The sequence below is a fragment of the Novosphingobium cyanobacteriorum genome, from assembly GCF_029436685.1.
Classification (GTDB): Bacteria; Pseudomonadota; Alphaproteobacteria; order Sphingomonadales; family Sphingomonadaceae; genus Novosphingobium; species Novosphingobium cyanobacteriorum.
The window spans coordinates 190,226-206,182 of sequence record NZ_JAROCY010000002.1; the positions used below are offsets into that span (position 1 = coordinate 190,226).

At 66.1% G+C, this 15,957-nt stretch carries 14 protein-coding genes; 13 read left to right on the forward strand and 1 reads right to left on the reverse strand.

Going from position 1 to position 15,957, the window contains the following annotated elements; genetic code table 11:
- Positions 1-253 precede the first annotated feature (253 nt).
- The 12 genes from POM99_RS22375 (at position 254) to fdhD (ending at position 14,575) form a co-directional block, all read left to right on the forward strand.
- Positions 254-2,053: a glycosyltransferase gene (locus tag POM99_RS22375; RefSeq protein ID WP_277275256.1), complete on the forward strand. Its 1,800-nt coding sequence runs from the start codon at positions 254-256 to the stop codon at positions 2,051-2,053.
- 45 nt (positions 2,054-2,098) lie between these two features.
- The gene (locus POM99_RS02685; protein ID WP_277275257.1) at positions 2,099-3,130 is read left to right on the forward strand and encodes an NAD-dependent epimerase; all 1,032 of its coding nucleotides are present in this window, start codon (positions 2,099-2,101) and stop codon (positions 3,128-3,130) included.
- Between the two features lie 23 nt (positions 3,131-3,153).
- Entirely contained in the window at positions 3,154-5,151 is a 1,998-nt protein-coding gene (locus POM99_RS02690; protein WP_277275258.1) for a tetratricopeptide repeat protein, read from the forward strand.
- A gap of 9 nt (positions 5,152-5,160) precedes the next feature.
- Positions 5,161-6,297, forward strand: coding sequence for a glycosyltransferase family 4 protein (locus tag POM99_RS02695; RefSeq protein WP_277275259.1), 1,137 nt, complete (start codon positions 5,161-5,163; stop codon positions 6,295-6,297).
- The gene (locus POM99_RS02700) at positions 6,284-7,054 is read left to right on the forward strand and encodes a hypothetical protein (protein WP_277275260.1); all 771 of its coding nucleotides are present in this window, start codon (positions 6,284-6,286) and stop codon (positions 7,052-7,054) included. Before POM99_RS02695 ends, POM99_RS02700 begins: the two co-directional genes overlap by 14 nt.
- Before the next feature lie 52 nt (positions 7,055-7,106).
- On the forward strand, positions 7,107-8,036 hold the full coding sequence (locus POM99_RS02705; protein ID WP_277275261.1) for a LysR family transcriptional regulator: 930 nt from the start codon (positions 7,107-7,109) through the stop codon (positions 8,034-8,036).
- Positions 8,037-8,070: 34 nt separating this feature from the next.
- Positions 8,071-8,484, forward strand: a complete 414-nt coding sequence (locus tag POM99_RS02710) for an NAD(P)H-dependent oxidoreductase subunit E (RefSeq protein WP_277275380.1) — start codon at positions 8,071-8,073, stop codon at positions 8,482-8,484.
- Positions 8,481-10,037 carry an NADH-ubiquinone oxidoreductase-F iron-sulfur binding region domain-containing protein gene (locus POM99_RS02715; RefSeq protein ID WP_277275262.1) on the forward strand — a complete coding sequence of 519 codons (1,557 nt, stop codon included), beginning with the start codon at positions 8,481-8,483 and terminating at the stop codon, positions 10,035-10,037. Before POM99_RS02710 ends, POM99_RS02715 begins: the two co-directional genes overlap by 4 nt.
- Before the next feature lie 133 nt (positions 10,038-10,170).
- A complete protein-coding gene (locus tag POM99_RS02720) occupies positions 10,171-10,704 on the forward strand; it encodes a molybdenum cofactor guanylyltransferase (RefSeq protein ID WP_277275263.1) in 534 nt (177 codons plus the stop codon).
- The gene (fdhF, locus tag POM99_RS02725; RefSeq protein ID WP_277275264.1) at positions 10,694-13,537 is read left to right on the forward strand and encodes a formate dehydrogenase subunit alpha; all 2,844 of its coding nucleotides are present in this window, start codon (positions 10,694-10,696) and stop codon (positions 13,535-13,537) included. Before POM99_RS02720 ends, fdhF begins: the two co-directional genes overlap by 11 nt.
- Positions 13,534-13,800 carry a formate dehydrogenase subunit delta gene (locus POM99_RS02730; protein WP_277275265.1) on the forward strand — a complete coding sequence of 89 codons (267 nt, stop codon included), beginning with the start codon at positions 13,534-13,536 and terminating at the stop codon, positions 13,798-13,800. The genes fdhF and POM99_RS02730 overlap by 4 nt, the downstream gene beginning before the upstream one ends.
- Positions 13,790-14,575, forward strand: a complete 786-nt coding sequence (gene fdhD / locus POM99_RS02735; protein WP_277275266.1) for a formate dehydrogenase accessory sulfurtransferase FdhD — start codon at positions 13,790-13,792, stop codon at positions 14,573-14,575. Before POM99_RS02730 ends, fdhD begins: the two co-directional genes overlap by 11 nt.
- Here the strand turns inward: fdhD and POM99_RS02740 are convergent.
- Positions 14,572-14,928, reverse strand: coding sequence for a response regulator (locus POM99_RS02740; protein ID WP_277275267.1), 357 nt, complete (start codon positions 14,926-14,928; stop codon positions 14,572-14,574). The two genes, fdhD and POM99_RS02740, sit on opposite strands and share 4 nt — an antisense overlap.
- 196 nt (positions 14,929-15,124) lie before the next feature.
- Here POM99_RS02740 and POM99_RS02745 point away from each other — a divergent pair, with 196 nt between their 5' ends.
- Complete coding sequence (locus tag POM99_RS02745; RefSeq protein ID WP_277275268.1) at positions 15,125-15,922, forward strand: TonB family protein; 798 nt, start codon at positions 15,125-15,127, stop codon at positions 15,920-15,922.
- The last annotated feature ends 35 nt before the right edge of the window (positions 15,923-15,957 follow it).

The window sequence follows — 15,957 nt, forward strand, 5'->3', positions numbered from 1 at the left end:
TTCGACCGATTGTCGTCATGTGCGGGGTGAGTGTAACAAATCTGGACTGGCACGTTGCCAACCACCCGGACCGCTTGTTGAGGGGGCTGCCGGATGGAGGCGGAAATGGATTGCAGCCGGTTCCGTCTCCTTTGCGACGATCTTCGCAAGGGGGATACCGCAGAAGGAAGTTCTGATGGCCTACAGGGGGATTAAAGATTCGCTCGCGCCCGTCGTCGTCGATGCGCCGCAGCCCCCTGTGAAGGGAAATGTGGTGTCAATCGCCGAGGTGGAGGCCCAAAGGCAGGAGCGCAAGGCGTTCAAGCTGGCGCCCGAGCCGGGGCTTTCGCCCGAGGAACGCGTGGCACTGGCGCTTCAGGAGATCGAAAACCGCAATATGCCGGCTGCCGTGGCGCTGCTGGATCCTGCTCTGCTGCCCGACGATGCCGCGCTTGTCACCAAGGTTGATTGGGCCGAGGCGCTGTCCCGCGCGCAGGAGCATGAGCTTTCGGACGCGCTGTTCGAAGACCTGATGCGCAAGTATCCGCGCAACGGCAAGGTTCACTTCAACTATGCCCGGCGCGTGAACATGCGCGGGCTGGCGATGAAGAGCCTGCGCCTGCTGCAGACGACCAAGACCTTTGCCGAAGGCACGAACCAGCACCAGTTCGTGATGAAGATGTGGCATTTGTGCGATCTGTTGGAAGCGCGCGAGGGCCGCACGATCCCGCTGGACGAGGACTGCCGCCTGCTGGCGATGAAACACGCCATCGGGGCCTATGCGAACCGAGTGCCGCGCGAGCTGCCAAAGGACCGGCTGGGCCGCCTGACCATGGTGACCGGCAGCCTCGGCCCCGGCGGTGCCGAACGCCAGCTGACCCGCGCCGCAGCACAGCTTGAACTGGCGCGCCGCGCGGTGGGCGAAGTGGGCGGCATTCCCATCGAACGACCCGTGGAAGTCCTGGTGCGCGCGCACGATTCCGGCCAGCAGCGTGACTTCTTCCTGGCAGACCTTCAGACAGCGCAGGTCGAACTGCACCAGATCAACCTGATGAAGCCGGAGCCGATCTCGTCCTATGGAATCGGGGACGAGGACCTTGAGGCGCTGCTCGACTACCTGCCGCTGAAGGTCAATTTCGGCATCCGTCGGCTGGTCCGGCATTTCCGGGAATCGCAGCCCGACGTGGTTTCGCTGTGGCAGGACGGTGCCTGCCTGTTTGCGGGTCTGGCGGCGCTGGTGGCGGGTGTTCCGCGCATCCAGCTGATGATCCGCGGGCTGCCGCCGGTGATCCGCCGGCACATGTTCCAGCCCGATTACGAAGTGATGTATCGTGCGCTTGCGGCTGTGCCCGGCGTAGAGTTCATCAGCAATTCGCGCGGTGCGGCGCAGGCCTATGCCGACTGGCTCGATCTGCCGATCGAACGCTTCGCGATCCTTTACAACGGCGTGCAGCAGATGGATTGCCAGCCGACCGAAGCGCTCGACACAGTGTGGCAGGACTTCGAGGAGCGGACAAAGGGCGCAACGCAGACCATCGGCGGAGTCTTCCGCTTCGATACCGACAAGCGGCCGATAACATGGGTGCGCTTTGCCGCGCGCTATGCCAAGCGCCACCCCGAGGCGCGCTTCGTGCTGGTGGGCCATGGCCGGCTGTTCGCCGATGCCGTGCGGGTGGCCACCGAACTGGGCGTGGCGGACAAGATCCTGTTCGTCGGGCGGTCGACCGAGGTCGGCTACTGGATGAAGAAGATGGACGTACTTGTGCTGATGTCCAGCTTTGAAGGGCTGCCCAACGTGCTGATCGAGGCCCAGTTCCTTGGCGTTCCGGTCGTTTCCACTCCCGCCGGCGGCGCGGCGGAATGCTTCATTGAAGGCGTGACCGGGCATATCCTGAACTGCGCGGACAAGACCGACCTTGATGAGGCATGCGAAAAGGTCCATGCCCTGCTCGGCCGGGCGCAGGATCCGGACATTTTCGGCCCGGCCACGCGCGATTTCCTGGAGCCGAACTTCGCGGTTCCGCGCATGCTGGAAAACTTCGTCCGCTTGTGCTGCCACGCTGACCCGGCGTAGGGTAACGGCGCCAGCCCGACTGACTGCTAACTTCCGGAGACCACTGTGGCAATCCTCGTAACCGGCAACGCCGGCTTTATCGGCTTTCACACCGCCAAGACCCTGCTCGAACGCGGCGACGACGTGGTCGGCATCGATGTGGTCAACGACTACTACGATCCGGCCGTCAAGGAAGCGCGACTGACGATCCTTGAGGAAACGGCGCGGCGCACCAACGCCAGCTACACGTTCGTGCGCGGCAACCTGGCTGACCGCGCCCTCGTGGAAAAGACGTTTGAGGACAACGACATTCGCCGGGTGATCAACCTCGCGGCGCAGGCCGGGGTGCGCTATTCGATCGAAAATCCGCACGCCTATGTCGAAAGCAACATCGTCGGCTTCACCAATATCCTCGAAGCCTGCCGCCACGGCGGGGTCGAGCACCTGGTCTATGCCTCGACCAGTTCGGTCTATGGCGCGAACAAGGCGATGCCGTTCAGCGAGCACGTGGGCGTTGACCACCCGCTGCAATTCTACGCCGCCACCAAGAAGGCGAACGAGCTGATGGCGCACAGCTACAGCCATCTCTATCGCCTGCCCACCACCGGCCTGCGCTTCTTCACCGTCTATGGCCCATGGGGCCGGCCCGACATGGCGCTGTTCCTGTTTGCCAGGAACATCATCGAGGGCAAGCCCATCGACGTGTTCAACTATGGCAACCACACGCGCGATTTCACCTATGTGACCGACATCGTGGAAGGCGTGATCCGCGCCTGTGACAAGCCGGCCGCGCCCAACCCGGCATGGGATGCGCGCAACCCCGATCCGGCCACCAGCGATGCGCCCTATCGCATCTTCAACATCGGCAACAACAACCCGGTGAAGCTGACCGAATATATCGAGGCGCTGGAAGAAGCGATCGGCCGCAAGGCAGAGCGCAACCTGCTGCCGCTGCAGCCGGGCGATGTGCCCGATACCTTTGCCGATGTTTCCGACCTTGAGCGGGAGCTTGGGTACAAGCCGCGCACCAGCGTCCGCGATGGCGTGGCCGCGTTCGTGAAGTGGTATCAGGAATACATGCAGGTCAGCCCTGCCTGACGGCGATGGAAAGGCGTGACGACATGGCGGCAGAAGCCCTACCGATCGACGAAGCTCCTGAAGCGGTAGACGCCCCTGCGCCATTTTCCGAAGCGATCGAAGCCATCCGCGCCGGTCGGTGGGCCGAAGGCCTGGAGAAGGCGGACGAAGGCATCGCCGCCTGCCACGAACAGCCGGCACACCTGCCGCTGTTGGTGGCCATTGCCCGGGTCCGTGCCGGGCAGGCAGGCGTTCAAACCATCGACGAAGGCGTGATCGAAGCCGCCGGGTCATCCATCGACCTGCGCAAGCTGCTGGTCAGCCCGCTGCTTCTGGAGCAGCGTTTCGACGAGGCGCTGGTCCTGCTTGACCGGATCGTTGCGAAGCTGCCCCCGGCCGATGTCGAGCAGCAGCAGCGTGCCCGCGTGTTGGGCAAGCTGCACCGCTGGGACGAGGCGATCGCCGCCGTCGATGCACTGCACGCGCGTGAGCCCGCTAACGAGGCCCTGCTGGCCCAGCGCATCCAGTATCGCATATCCGCGAGCAGGGTTGACGAGGCCTACGACATCGTCCGCGCGATCAGCGCCGCGCCTGAGACCGAGCGCCTTGCCAACCTGATGATGCTCACCCTAATGCGCAAGCAGGACTATGACGGCGCGGGCGCACTGGCTGAACGCATCCCGCGCGAAGGCATGAAGGACCCCGTCCTCGCCGGCAACATTGTGCAATCGCTGTTCCGCACCAGCCGCTATGACGCGGCGATCGAGGCGGGCGAGGAACTGATCGCCTCGGGCCTCGACGGCAGCACTTTGCGCAGCCATCTGGCGCAGGCGTGGTACCAGGGGGGCAAGGGCGAAGAGCGCTTCGCCAGGGCGATTGCCCATCTCGAAGCCGGGGTGGAATTCCAGCCCGACAACCTGCGCATGGTTTCCCTGCTGGGGCAGCTGCTGCTGCGCAATGGCAAGACGCAACGGGCCATTCCTTTCCTCAAGCAGGCGGTGGAAATGGAACCGCAGCTCAGCGAGATCCGGGCGCTTTATGCGCGCGCGCTGAAGCAGGTCGGTGATTATGAAGCCGCTGCTGACCAGTTTGCCACCATGCTTGAAAAGGGCCAGTCCACCGGCGGGCGCTGGCAGCGCTATGCTGCGGGTGCTTTGGCTCAGGCGGGCCGCCGTGATGAGGCGATGGAAATCTTCGACGCCTGGGTGGCCCAACGGGCGCAGAACCTGCCCGACAAGTTCGGCGCAGGGTTGGAAGCGCTGTGGAACAAGATCGACGAAGTCCGCATTCCCGATGCCCGGCTGAATTGGGCGTGGAGCCTGCGTTCGCCCGATTATCCCCATGATCGCGCCGAATTCGATCGGCGGGCCAAGTGGGGGCACCTGGCCGATCACTACCTGCTCGATTGGCTGGAGTGCCGCGACGACAAGGTGGAAGAGGCGATGTACCACTTCGCCGACGAGCTGGACAAGGTCGAGGAATTCTGCGCCGAAGCGCGCGCGCGGGCACCCGGCAAGGGCGTCGTCTTCGCCTCCGCGCACGTCGGCGCCATGTATTTCGGTCCGCTGGCGCTGGAACTGATCGGGGAGCGTTCGCGCTGGATCGCCTCGACGCCCAGCGTGGCGCGCACCTCCTATGCCGAAACCCTGATCTCCACCAGCGACCAGACCGATACCCAGGTCGCGCGCAGCTTCATGCAATCGCTGAAGCAGGACTATGTGGTCGTCGTCGTGGTCGATGGCGCGATCAACCTCGCCGCACCGCGCATCCCGTTCGAAGGGCAGGAGATCACTTACTCCGAATTCGCCTCGCGCACCGCGCACCGCATGGGTTCGTCCTCGGCCTTCGTCGCGCCGGTCTGGCTGGATGATGGCCACCTCGGCTTCGTGCTGGAACACCTGCCGATGCCGGAAGAAGGCGAAAGCGCAGATAATTATGCCGTGCGCTGGCGCGATGCCTACCTCGGCCACCTGCGTGCATTTCTCGCCACCAAGCCGGAGAACCTGCGCCTGTCGGGCGGGATCTGGCGGCACGTGCGCTGAGCACGGCCATTGCGCATCGCCCTGCTCACGCGGTCTTATCCGGCCGATGGTGACCTCTATAAGTACCCGTTCGTCCATCGGCGGGTGAAGGCCTATGTCGCCGCCGGGCACGATGTGCGGGTGTTGCGGCTGGGCGAGGTGCAAGGTTCGCACCTGTTCGACGGGATCGAGTGTCGTACCGTCAATGCGGCAAGGTTCGCGGGCGAAGTTGCGGCTTTCGCGCCTGATGTCATCGCGGCGCATGGGCCTGACGATGTGCAGTGGCCCGCGCTCATGGCCCTGCAGGGGCGCTGGCCCATCTGCGCGTGGCTGCACGGATCTGAGATACCGGGGATTCAACGGGTCAAGGCTTCACTGGTGACAGATCCGGAAGAGCGCGCCGTGGCGGAAGCGCTGACTGAGCGCCGGGCCGCGTTCTGGCGCGGGACGCTGGCAGACTGGCCTGCCGCGCTCTGGCTGGCCTTTCCTTCGCACAATGCCGCGTTGCTGATGCGGCAGGATATTGGCGCAGGCGTGGGGGAAGGGCGCATGGCCGTGCTGCCCAACCCCATCGACACAGACCTGTTCCGCACGCGGGATAAGCAGGCCGAAGACGCATTGCACGTGCTGTCGATCCGCCCGCACGATTCCTGGCTCTATGCCAATGATCTTGCGGTGCAGGCGGTGCTGCACCTGCAGGCACATCCCCGTTTTGCCGAGATGCGCTTCACCTTCATCGGTGATGGGCCGCTTTTTGACGAGACCTTCGCGCCCGTCCGGCACCTGCCCAACGTGAACGTCCGCCGCACCTTCCTGCGGCAGGAGGAGATTGCCCGCGAACATGCGCGGCATGGCGTGTTCCTCGTGCCTTCGCGGCTGGATACGCAGGGCGTCTCGCGCGATGAGGCGATGGCCTCGGGCCTCGCTCCGGTCACCACCCGGGTCTTCGCCGTGCCGGAATTCGTCGATGGGAACTGCGCCGGGTTGGTGGAGCCGGAAGACGCGGCGGGCCTGGCGTCAGAAATCGCCCGCATGGTTGATGATCCGACGCTGTTCCTCGCGCGCAGCCGGGCGGCGGCGGCGCGGGTGCGGGCGCAGTCGGCGCATGACCATGTCATCCCGCGCGAATTGGCGTGGATGCAGGGTGCGGTCGATGCTGCCCGCTGATCTTCCCCGTCCCGATTTCCACATCGCCGCCATGGGCCGCAGCGGCAGCACGATGATCGCCAACTGGCTCACCGTCCCGCCGGGGCAGGTGGTGCTGGTCGAACCCTTCCTGTTCGCGCTGCGCAATCCCGACATGGTGCGCGTTCAGCTTGAAGGGCTGGGGCTCGCGCCCAGCGATGCGGAATGGACCCACCCTGACGCCACCTGGCAGGACCGCTTCGCCCGCCTCTTCGCACCGCGCCTGGCGGGACGGCGTTGGGCGCTGAAGGAAGTGCTGGCGAGCGAACATGCCCGTGTGCTCGAAGCATTCGCCCCGCCGCGCGTGGTGGTGACGGTGCGGGATCTGCGAGACATTGCCGCCAGCTTCTTCGAAAAGCACCGCATCCAGGACAACCTGCACCGTTTCGACCACCAGTGGGTGCATGACTATTGCCTGCGCGAGGCGGCCGAGATGGTCGCGCTGTGTGACAGGCTGGAGCGCGAGGGCACGCCTTGGCGCGCCGTGCGCTATGAAGACTTCACCGCCTCTGCGGCCGAGCGGCAGGCGCTGGCGAACTTCGTCGGCTGGCAGGCCGGCGGCGACGTGACCCGCCATCTCGATCGTCTCAATCGCGGCTTCGAGGCCGAGCGCCATGGCTCCGGCATCAGTGCCACGCGCCGCGCCTGGGCGGATCGCGACCTCCTGCCCCAGGAACGTGCGCTGGCCGAGGCCATCGCCGCCGAAAGCCCCGCCTACCAATCCCGCTTCGGCTACTGACGCGGGCGTGCCGGTCTGATAGGGTTTTCCTTTCAGGAGGACCGGCAGGCCGATGCAACTGCGCCATCTGCGCTATTTCACCACGCTCGCCCGGGTGCGCCACTTCGCCAAGGCGGCGGCCGAGTGCGGCGTTTCGCAGCCCACGCTTTCGGCCGGGCTGCTGGCGCTGGAGCAGGAATTCGGCCGCCGTCTGGTGGAGCGCGACCGCCGCTTCGTCGGCCTGACCGAACAGGGTGAAGCGATGCTGCCCTGGGCGGAGCAGATCCTTGGCGCGGTGAACGGCATGGCCCACGCCGTGTCCGCCACCGCCGCCCCGGTCAGCGGCGAATTCGGCCTCGCCGCCATCCCTGCCGCGCTGCCGCTGGTCGGCCTGTTCGGAGAGGCGCTGCTGCAGCAATTCCCCGGTCTCACGCTCAATGTCCGCTCCGCCACCTCGCGCGAGATCGAGCGCTCGCTCCACGCCTTCGAATGCGATGCCGGGCTGACCTATCTCGATCACGAACCGCCTGCCAACGTCCTTTCCGTCCCGCTCTATGCCGAACGTTACCTGTTCGTGGCGCGGCGGGGCGAGGGCTTTGACGACCGCGCCAGCATCACTTGGGCCGAAGCCGCCGCCCAGCCGCTGTGCCTGTTGCACCAGGGCATGCAGTACCGTCGCATCCTCGATGCCCGGCTCAGCGCGCGCGGGCTCGCCATCGCGCCGCGCGTGGTGGCGGACAGCTATGTCGCACTGCTCGCCATGGTGCGCGCGGGCGGCTTCGCCACCGTCGTGCCCGATGGCTATGCCGCGCTGATGGCGGGCCTCGAATGGGCGCACTTCCTGCCCTTCGATGAAGCGGAGGAAACGCGCCGCATCGGGCTGGTCGTGGTCAACCGCGATCCCATGGGGCCACTCGCCAGCGCCGGCCTGGCAACCGCCCGCCTGCTGGAAAGTGCTGCTGTGATAGATAAACCCTATCAACCTTCATCCAAATCGATTTGACGCGCGCGTGCGAAAGGCCAAGGCAGGGACCATGATGGAGAGGCTGAACCAGATCATCGCCGCGCACGCCGGGCGCGAAGGCCCGCTGTTGCCGATCCTGCACGATGTGCAGGCGGAATTCGGCCACGTGTCCGAAGACGCGATCCGCCAGATCGCGCAGGGCCTGAACCTCAGCCGCGCCGAAGTGCACGGCGTGGTCAGCTTCTATCACGATTTCCACGATCATGCCGATCCGCGCCCGGTGCTGAAGCTGTGCCGCGCCGAAGCCTGCCAGGCTCGTGGGGTCGAAGCGCTGGCCGCCGCGCTCCCGGCGCAGGATCGGGTCAAGGTCGAGACGGTCTATTGCCTCGGCCTGTGCAGCGTCGGCCCCAGCGCGCTGGTGGATGGAAAGCCCCATGCCCGGCTGAACAGCGCGAAGCTGAACGCCCTGGTGGAGGCACTGGCATGACTGCCCAAGAAACTCTTGGCGTCCGCATCAGCGACGACGCCCTCGCCATCGCCTGTGGTGCCGACGATGTCGCCGCCGCCTTCGCCAGGGCCGGCTGCACCGTGGAGCGCGTGTCGAGCTGGGGCATGCACTGGCTGGAGCCCTTGGCCGAGATCGACGGCATGGGGTTCGGCCCGCTCGAACCAGACGATATCGCCGCCGTGCTGGCGGGCACGTCGCCCAAGGCGATCGGCCGGATCGAGGACCACCCCTTCATCGCCCGGCAGCAGCGTTTCACCTTCGCCCGCGCCGGCAAGACGCGTCCGCTCAGCCTTGATGACTATGCCGCCACCGGCGGCTGGCAGGGGCTGGAAAAGGCCCGCCTGCTTGGCCCCGAGGCGACCATTGCCGAAGTCACCCAGTCCGGCCTGCGCGGGCGCGGCGGCGCGGGCTTCCCCGCCGGGATCAAGTGGACCACCGTGGCCAGGGCCGGCGCCGCGCAGAAATACGTGGTCTGCAATGCCGATGAAGGTGACAGCGCCACCTTTGCCGATCGCATGGTGATGGAAGGCGATCCCTTCATGCTGATCGAAGGCATGGCCATCGCCGCGCTCGCGGTCGGTGCCACGCGCGGCTATGTCTACATCCGCAGCGAATATCCGCACGCCATTGCCAAGATGCAGGCCGCCATCCGCGCCAGCGCGCATCTGGTCCAGCCATTCGTGCTCGAAGTGCGCGTGGGCGCAGGGGCCTATGTCTGTGGCGAGGAGACCTCGCTGCTCAACAGCCTTGAGGGCAAGCGCGGCGAAGTGCGCGCCAAGCCGCCGCTGCCCGCGCTGGAAGGGCTGTTCGGCAAACCCACCGTGGTCAACAACGTGCTCACGCTGGCGGCGGTGCCGTGGATTCTCGCCAACGGGGCGCAGGCCTATGCCGATGTCGGCTTCGGCCGTTCGCGCGGCACCATGCCGGTCCAGCTGGCCGGCAATGTCCGGCACGGCGGCCTGTTCGAAGTCGGCTTCGGCATCACGCTGGGCGAGCTGGTCAACGAGATCGGGGGCGGCACCGCCTCCGGCCGTCCGGTCCGCGCGGTGCAGGTCGGCGGGCCGCTCGGCGCCTATCATCCGCCTGCCGATTTCCACCTGCCCTTCGATTACGAAGCCTTCGCCGCCGCCGATGGCCTGATCGGCCACGCCGGGCTCACCGTGTTTGACGACAGCGCCGACATGAGCGCGCAGGCGCGCTTCGCCATGTCGTTCTGCGCCGCCGAATCCTGCGGCAAGTGCACCCCCTGCCGCATCGGCAGCACGCGCGGTGTGGAACTGATTGATCGCATCCGCGCCCGCAGCGGTCGTGGGGCAGACCGGGTAGAAACGCTCCCCCAGATGCACAACGCGCGCAAGGGCCCGCGCAGCCTGGCCGAAGAGATCACCCTGCTCGAAGACCTGTGCGAAACGATGAAGTTCGGCTCGCTCTGCGCGCTGGGCGGCTTCACGCCCTATCCGGTTCTGTCCGCGCTGAAGCACTGGCCCCAGGATTTCGGCGCAGCCGGCCAGGCTCAGGAAGCGGCGGAGTGAGTGGTATGCAGCAGATCCTCCCCCTTTGGGGGAGGTGGCAGTCCGCAGGACTGACGGAGGGGGCTGTCTTGCAAAGCCCCCTCTGCCTGCGCTTCGCTCCGGCACCTCCCCCAGTGGGGGAGGATTGTCTGCCATGATCCTCGGCGCCGTCCTTGCCGGGGGCCAGTCCACCCGCTTTGGCAGTGACAAGGCGCTGGCCGAACTCGGCGGGCGCACCCTGCTGGCGCGCGCGGTGGAAATCTTGCAGGCGCAATGCGATGCGGTGGTCGTGGTCGGCCGTGATGATGCACCCGCACCCACGTTGGCCGATTGGCCCCGCCCCGGCATGGGCCCCTTGGGCGGGATCGCCGCCGCGCTCCACCATGCCGCGCTCACCGGTTGCGAAGCCGTGCTGACCTGCTCGGTCGACAGCATCGGCCTGTCCGAAGCAATCCTCGGCGAACTCGGCCCCGCACCGGCCTATTGCGAAAGCCAGCCCGTCATCGGCCTCTGGCCCGCCTCGGCCTCGGCCACGCTCGATGCCCTGCTCGCCAGCGATGATCGCCATTCGGTGAAGGCCTTTGCCGCACGCATCGGCGCGCGGCCAGTGGCGCTTTCCCGCAATCCTGCCAATATCAACACCCCGGCGGATCTCTTGGCCGCACAGGAGCAGCACCATGGGCTATGAACGCCAGATCGACCTCGGCACCCCTGAGGTCCGCAGCGACAGCACCGTCACCTGCACCATCGACGGTCGCGATGTCACCGTGCCCGCAGGCACCACGGTGATGCGTGCCGCCGCGCTGTCGGGCGGCTCGATCCCCAAGCTCTGCGCCACCGACAATCTCAAGCAGTTCGGCTCTTGCCGCCTCTGCCTTGTCGAGATCGACGGAATGCGCGGCACGCCGGCCAGCTGCACCACCCCGGTGGCCCAAGGGATGCAGGTCCACACCCATACGCCACGGCTGGAAAAGCTGCGTCGCGGGGTGATGGAGCTCTACATCTCCGATCACCCGCTCGATTGCCTGACCTGCAGCGCCAACAACGATTGCGAGCTGCAGGACCAGGCCGCCGCAGTCGGCCTGCGCGATGTGCGCTTCGGTTATGAGGGCGACAACCACCTCGGCGCTGCCACCGACACCTCGAACCCCTATTTCGATTTCGACCCCAGCAAATGCATCGTCTGCTCGCGCTGCGTGCGCGCTTGCGATGAAGTGCAGGGCACCTTTGCGCTGACCATCGACGGTCGCGGCTTCGCGTCAAAGGTTTCGGCGGGCCTGGGCGGCGACGATTACCTCTCGTCCGAATGCGTCTCGTGCGGCGCCTGCGTGCAGGCCTGCCCCACCGCCACGCTGCAGGAAAAGACCGTGAAGGCCATCGGCAAGCCAGAGCGCGCCGTGGTCACCACCTGTGCCTATTGCGGCGTCGGCTGCACCTTCCGCGCGGAAATGCGCGGGGAACAGATCGTGCGCATGGTGCCGTGGAAGGATGGCAAGGCCAACCATGGCCATTCCTGCGTAAAGGGCCGCTTCGCCTGGGGCTATGCCCAGCATCAGGAACGCATCCTCTCGCCGATGATCCGTGAAAGCATCGATCAGCCCTGGCGCGAAGTGAGCTGGGACGAGGCGCTGACTTACACCGCGGCGAAGCTCAACCAGATCCGCGACCGCCACGGTCGCAACGCGCTGGGCGGCATCACCTCCAGCCGCTGCACCAATGAAGAGACGTTCCTTGTCCAGAAGCTGGTCCGTGCCGGCTTCGGCACCAACAACGTCGATACCTGCGCCCGCGTGTGCCATTCACCCACCGGCTATGGCCTGAAGACCACCTTCGGCACTTCGGCCGGCACGCAGGACTTCGACAGCGTGGAGGACAGCGACGTCATCCTGGTGATCGGCGCCAATCCCACCGATGCGCACCCCGTGTTCGGCAGCCGGATGAAGCAGCGCCTGCGCAAGGGTGCGAAGCTGATCGTGATCGATCCGCGCAAGACCGATCTCGTGCGTTCGCCGCACATCACCGCCGATTTCCACCTGCCGCTGCGCCCCGGCACCAACGTGGCAGTGCTGACCGCGATGGCGCACGTGATCGTTACCGAAGGCCTCGCCAACGAAGCCTTTATCCGCGAACGCTGCGATTGGGACGAATACAGCCACTGGGCCGAATTCGTTTCGCAGGAGCGCAACAGTCCCGAATTTCTCTCGCCCGTCATCGGCGTCGACGCCTCGGCCATTCGCGGTGCTGCCCGGCTCTATGCCACCGGCGGTAACGGAGCCATTTACTATGGCCTCGGCGTGACCGAACATTCGCAGGGCTCGTCCACCGTGATGGCCATCGCCAACCTTGCCATGGCCACCGGCAACATCGGCCGCCGTGGCGTGGGCGTGAACCCCTTGCGCGGGCAGAACAACGTGCAGGGCGCGTGTGACATGGGCTCGTTTCCGCACGAACTTTCCGGTTACCGCCACGTGTCCGATGGCGCGGCGCGCGCGCTGTTCGAGGCGGAATGGGGCGTGAAGATCGATCCGGAACCGGGCATGCGCATTCCCAACATGCTCGATGCCGCGGTCGATGGCGCGTTCAAGGCGATCTACATCCAGGGCGAGGACATCCTGCAGTCCGACCCGGATACCAGGCACGTCGCCGCGGGCCTTGCCGCGATGGAATGCGTGATCGTGCATGACCTGTTCCTCAACGAAACCGCCAACTACGCGCATGTTTTCCTGCCGGGATCGACCTTCCTCGAAAAGAACGGCACCTTCACCAATGCCGAACGCCGCATCCAGCCGGTGCGCAAGGTGATGGAACCGCTCAATGGGTACGAGGACTGGCAGGTTACCCAGCGGCTGGCGCAGGCCATGGGACTCGATTGGAACTATACCCATCCGTCCGAGATCATGGACGAAATCGCACGGCTGACGCCTACCTTCTCCGGCGTGAACTATGCCCGGCTCGATGCTGAAGGCTCGCTGCAGTGGCCGGTGAATGACAAGGCGCCCGATGGTTCGCCGATCATGCACATCGATGGCTTCGTGCGCGGAAAGGGCAAGTTCGTGGTGACGGACTATGTGCCCACCGACGAACGCACCGGCCCGCGCTTCCCGCTGTTGCTCACCACCGGGCGCATCCTCAGCCAGTACAACGTCGGCGCGCAGACCCGGCGCACCGCCAACGTCGCGTGGCATGCCGAGGATCTGCTGGAAATCCACCCGACCGACGCGGAAAACCGGGGGCTCAAGTCGGGCGATTGGGTCCGCCTCGCCAGCCGTTCGGGTGAAACGACGCTGCGGGCGCAAGTGACCGACCGGGTTGCACCCGGCGTGGTCTACACCACGTTCCATCACCCTGAAACGCAAGCGAATGTGGTGACCACCGACTATTCCGACTGGGCCACCAACTGCCCGGAATACAAGGTGACGGCGGTGCAGGTGACCCCGTCAAACGGCCCCAGCGAATGGCAGGAAGACTATGCCGCGCAGGCCACGCAATCGCGCCGGATCGTGGCGGAGCCCGCCGAATGAGCGCGATGACGACCGACAAGCTGGTCTACATGGCCAACCAGATCGCGCGGAACATGGCGCTGGATGCCGATCCGGTGGCGGTGGTGGCAGACCACATCGCCGCGTTCTGGACGCCGCGGATGAAAGAACTAATCTTTGCCCACGGCAGCGATGGGCTCGATCCGATAGCGGCCAAGGCCTTGGCGCGATTGGAAAAAGGGCGCGAGCCTGCGCCGCAGACGCGCGCCACCGATCCCCACGCGCACGGCGCCGATGCCGGTTGAAGGCGCACAGCCGCACCCGTTCCGCGAAGTCCATGAAGATGGCCGCGCGCCCGCCGAGCGCACCCGGCCATTGGCGATCGAGACGCCGATTGCGTTGGAAATCAATGGCATAGGCTATGCCGTGATGATGGCCACGCCCATTGACCTGACCGACTATGCGCTGGGCTTCTGCATTTCCGAGCAGCTGATCGCATCGAAGCAGCAGTTTCTCTCGGCCGATGCGGTGGAAGTGCCCTCTGGCGGGTGGATGCTGCGCATCCAGCTTGAGGCTGCGGCGGGGGCACCGTTGATGGAGCGGGCGCGGCTGCGGCTGGCCGAAGGGAGCTGCGGTCTGTGCGGGATCGAAAGCCTTCAGCAGGTTCTCAAGCCGCTTCAGTCGATCTCAACCCCCTCTCAACCCGTCTCAACTCACGTCTTTTCGGCCCTGCGCGCCCTGCCTGAACACCAGCCGCTGGGCCGCGAGACGCGCGCCGTTCACGCCGCCGCGTTCTGCACGCCCGAAGGGGAGATCGTGTTGGCGCGCGAGGACGTGGGCCGACACAATGCCTTCGACAAGCTGATCGGCGCGCTGGCCCATGCCGGGATCGACCCATCCACCGGCTTCGCACTGCTGACGGCGCGGTGCAGTTTCGAACTGGTGCAGAAGGCGATCATCGCCGGAATGCCGGCGCTTGCCACGCTGTCGGCAGCCTCTACCATGGCGGTGGAGCAGGCGCGGCGGCATGGCCTGCACCTGATCACCTTGCTGCGCGACGACAGTTACCTGGAGAGCTAGGCCGCGGCCCGGCGCTGCATGGTGGAAAGCGCGGTCTTCAGCGCTTCCAGCGAGACCGGCTTGGTCAGCAACGGCGCTTCGGGCGCATCGTCGGCCGCTTCGAGCGAGGTGTGCCCGCTGAGGTAATAGAACGGCGTGCCTTCTTCGGCGAGGCGGCGGGCGATGGGCGCGGAATTGGCATCGTGCCCCAGTGAGAAATCGAGGAGCGCGGCATCGATCGGCGCTTCGTCGAGCAGGGCAAGCGCCTGTTCGACCGTAGCGGCTGTGCCCACGGCTTCATGGCCCAGATCGGCCAGGTTCTCTTCCAGCAGCATGGCCAGAAGCGGTTCGTCTTCGACGACCAGAATTCGCATATCATTTCCTTGCCCGGCTGATCGCCGGACTTGCACCTTAGCCAATGTGGCGTTCGTGCGTTACATCACTGTACACGATGTATGGCCCCCTGGAGTGTAGCTTGTCCCGCATGAGACACGATCTGGCGCTAATCCAGCCAAGTTTATGCCAGTTTTCTGCGGGCCGGCTCTGCATGGCGCAAACCGGGCGAGTGGCATGACCGAGCCGAGTCCGCACCGGTTCGTCGATTCCCCGGCGCTTGATCCGCGCCGCCGGATGGTGGCCATCGCGCTGGTGGTGCTGGTCCACATCGCCCTGGCGGTGGTGGTGGTGCGCGGGCTGGGCGGCGTGCAGGCGGCGCTGCGCGAGACCGGGCTGGACGCCATCCTGACGGCGGAAAACGTGCCGCTCGATCCGCCAAGCCCCACTCCGACGCCCAGCGCAACCGCCACCACGCGCGAGGCTGAAGGCGCGGAAGGCGCGGCCGGGCGCAAGGCGGAGGCGACGCAGATCGTGGCCCCGCCGGCGCGCATCCCGGTGAAGAGCGTCAACGCCGCGCCAGCCGCGTCGACCGGCAACGCCAGCCAATCGGGCGCAAGCGCATCCGGCAACGGCACGGGCGGCGGGACGGCCGGCAACGGCACCGGCAGCGGTGGCAGCGGCAATGGCGCGGGTGGCCGCTATGTGGCGCACAAGGCGGTGAAGATCGCCGGGGACATCACATCCGAGCGCGATTACCCCAAGGCGACGCGGCAGGCCCGGCTGGGCACCAGTGTGATCGTGGCGCTTACGGTCGGAACCGACGGGCGGGTGAAGGATTGCAGGGTTCACAAACCCAGTGGCGATCCACAGGCGGACGCCATCACCTGCAAGCTTGCGACCGATCGCTTCCGCTTCCGCCCCGCCTTGGACCAGACGGGCGAACCGGTGGAATCGGTGTTCGGCTGGCAGCAGCGCTTCTTTGCGCCCAATGCTGCAAATGCGAGTAATCCCTTATCTGCCGCAGGGCCTTGAAACGAGACGTTTTCGCGCCGAAATACCTGTCCGTG

Coding starts and splice junctions, on each gene's coding strand:
- POM99_RS02745 (WP_277275268.1), top strand. CDS start 15,125: ATGACCGAGCCGAGTCCGCACCGGTTCGTCGATTCCCCGGCGCTTGAT.
- POM99_RS02720 (WP_277275263.1), top strand. CDS start 10,171: ATGATCCTCGGCGCCGTCCTTGCCGGGGGCCAGTCCACCCGCTTTGGC.
- POM99_RS02705 (WP_277275261.1), top strand. CDS start 7,107: ATGCAACTGCGCCATCTGCGCTATTTCACCACGCTCGCCCGGGTGCGC.
- POM99_RS02700 (WP_277275260.1), top strand. CDS start 6,284: ATGCTGCCCGCTGATCTTCCCCGTCCCGATTTCCACATCGCCGCCATG.
- fdhF (WP_277275264.1), top strand. CDS start 10,694: ATGGGCTATGAACGCCAGATCGACCTCGGCACCCCTGAGGTCCGCAGC.
- POM99_RS02740 (WP_277275267.1), bottom strand. CDS start 14,928: ATGCGAATTCTGGTCGTCGAAGACGAACCGCTTCTGGCCATGCTGCTG.
- POM99_RS02690 (WP_277275258.1), top strand. CDS start 3,154: ATGGCGGCAGAAGCCCTACCGATCGACGAAGCTCCTGAAGCGGTAGAC.
- fdhD (WP_277275266.1), top strand. CDS start 13,790: ATGCCGGTTGAAGGCGCACAGCCGCACCCGTTCCGCGAAGTCCATGAA.
- POM99_RS02710 (WP_277275380.1), top strand. CDS start 8,071: ATGGAGAGGCTGAACCAGATCATCGCCGCGCACGCCGGGCGCGAAGGC.
- POM99_RS02715 (WP_277275262.1), top strand. CDS start 8,481: ATGACTGCCCAAGAAACTCTTGGCGTCCGCATCAGCGACGACGCCCTC.
- POM99_RS02730 (WP_277275265.1), top strand. CDS start 13,534: ATGAGCGCGATGACGACCGACAAGCTGGTCTACATGGCCAACCAGATC.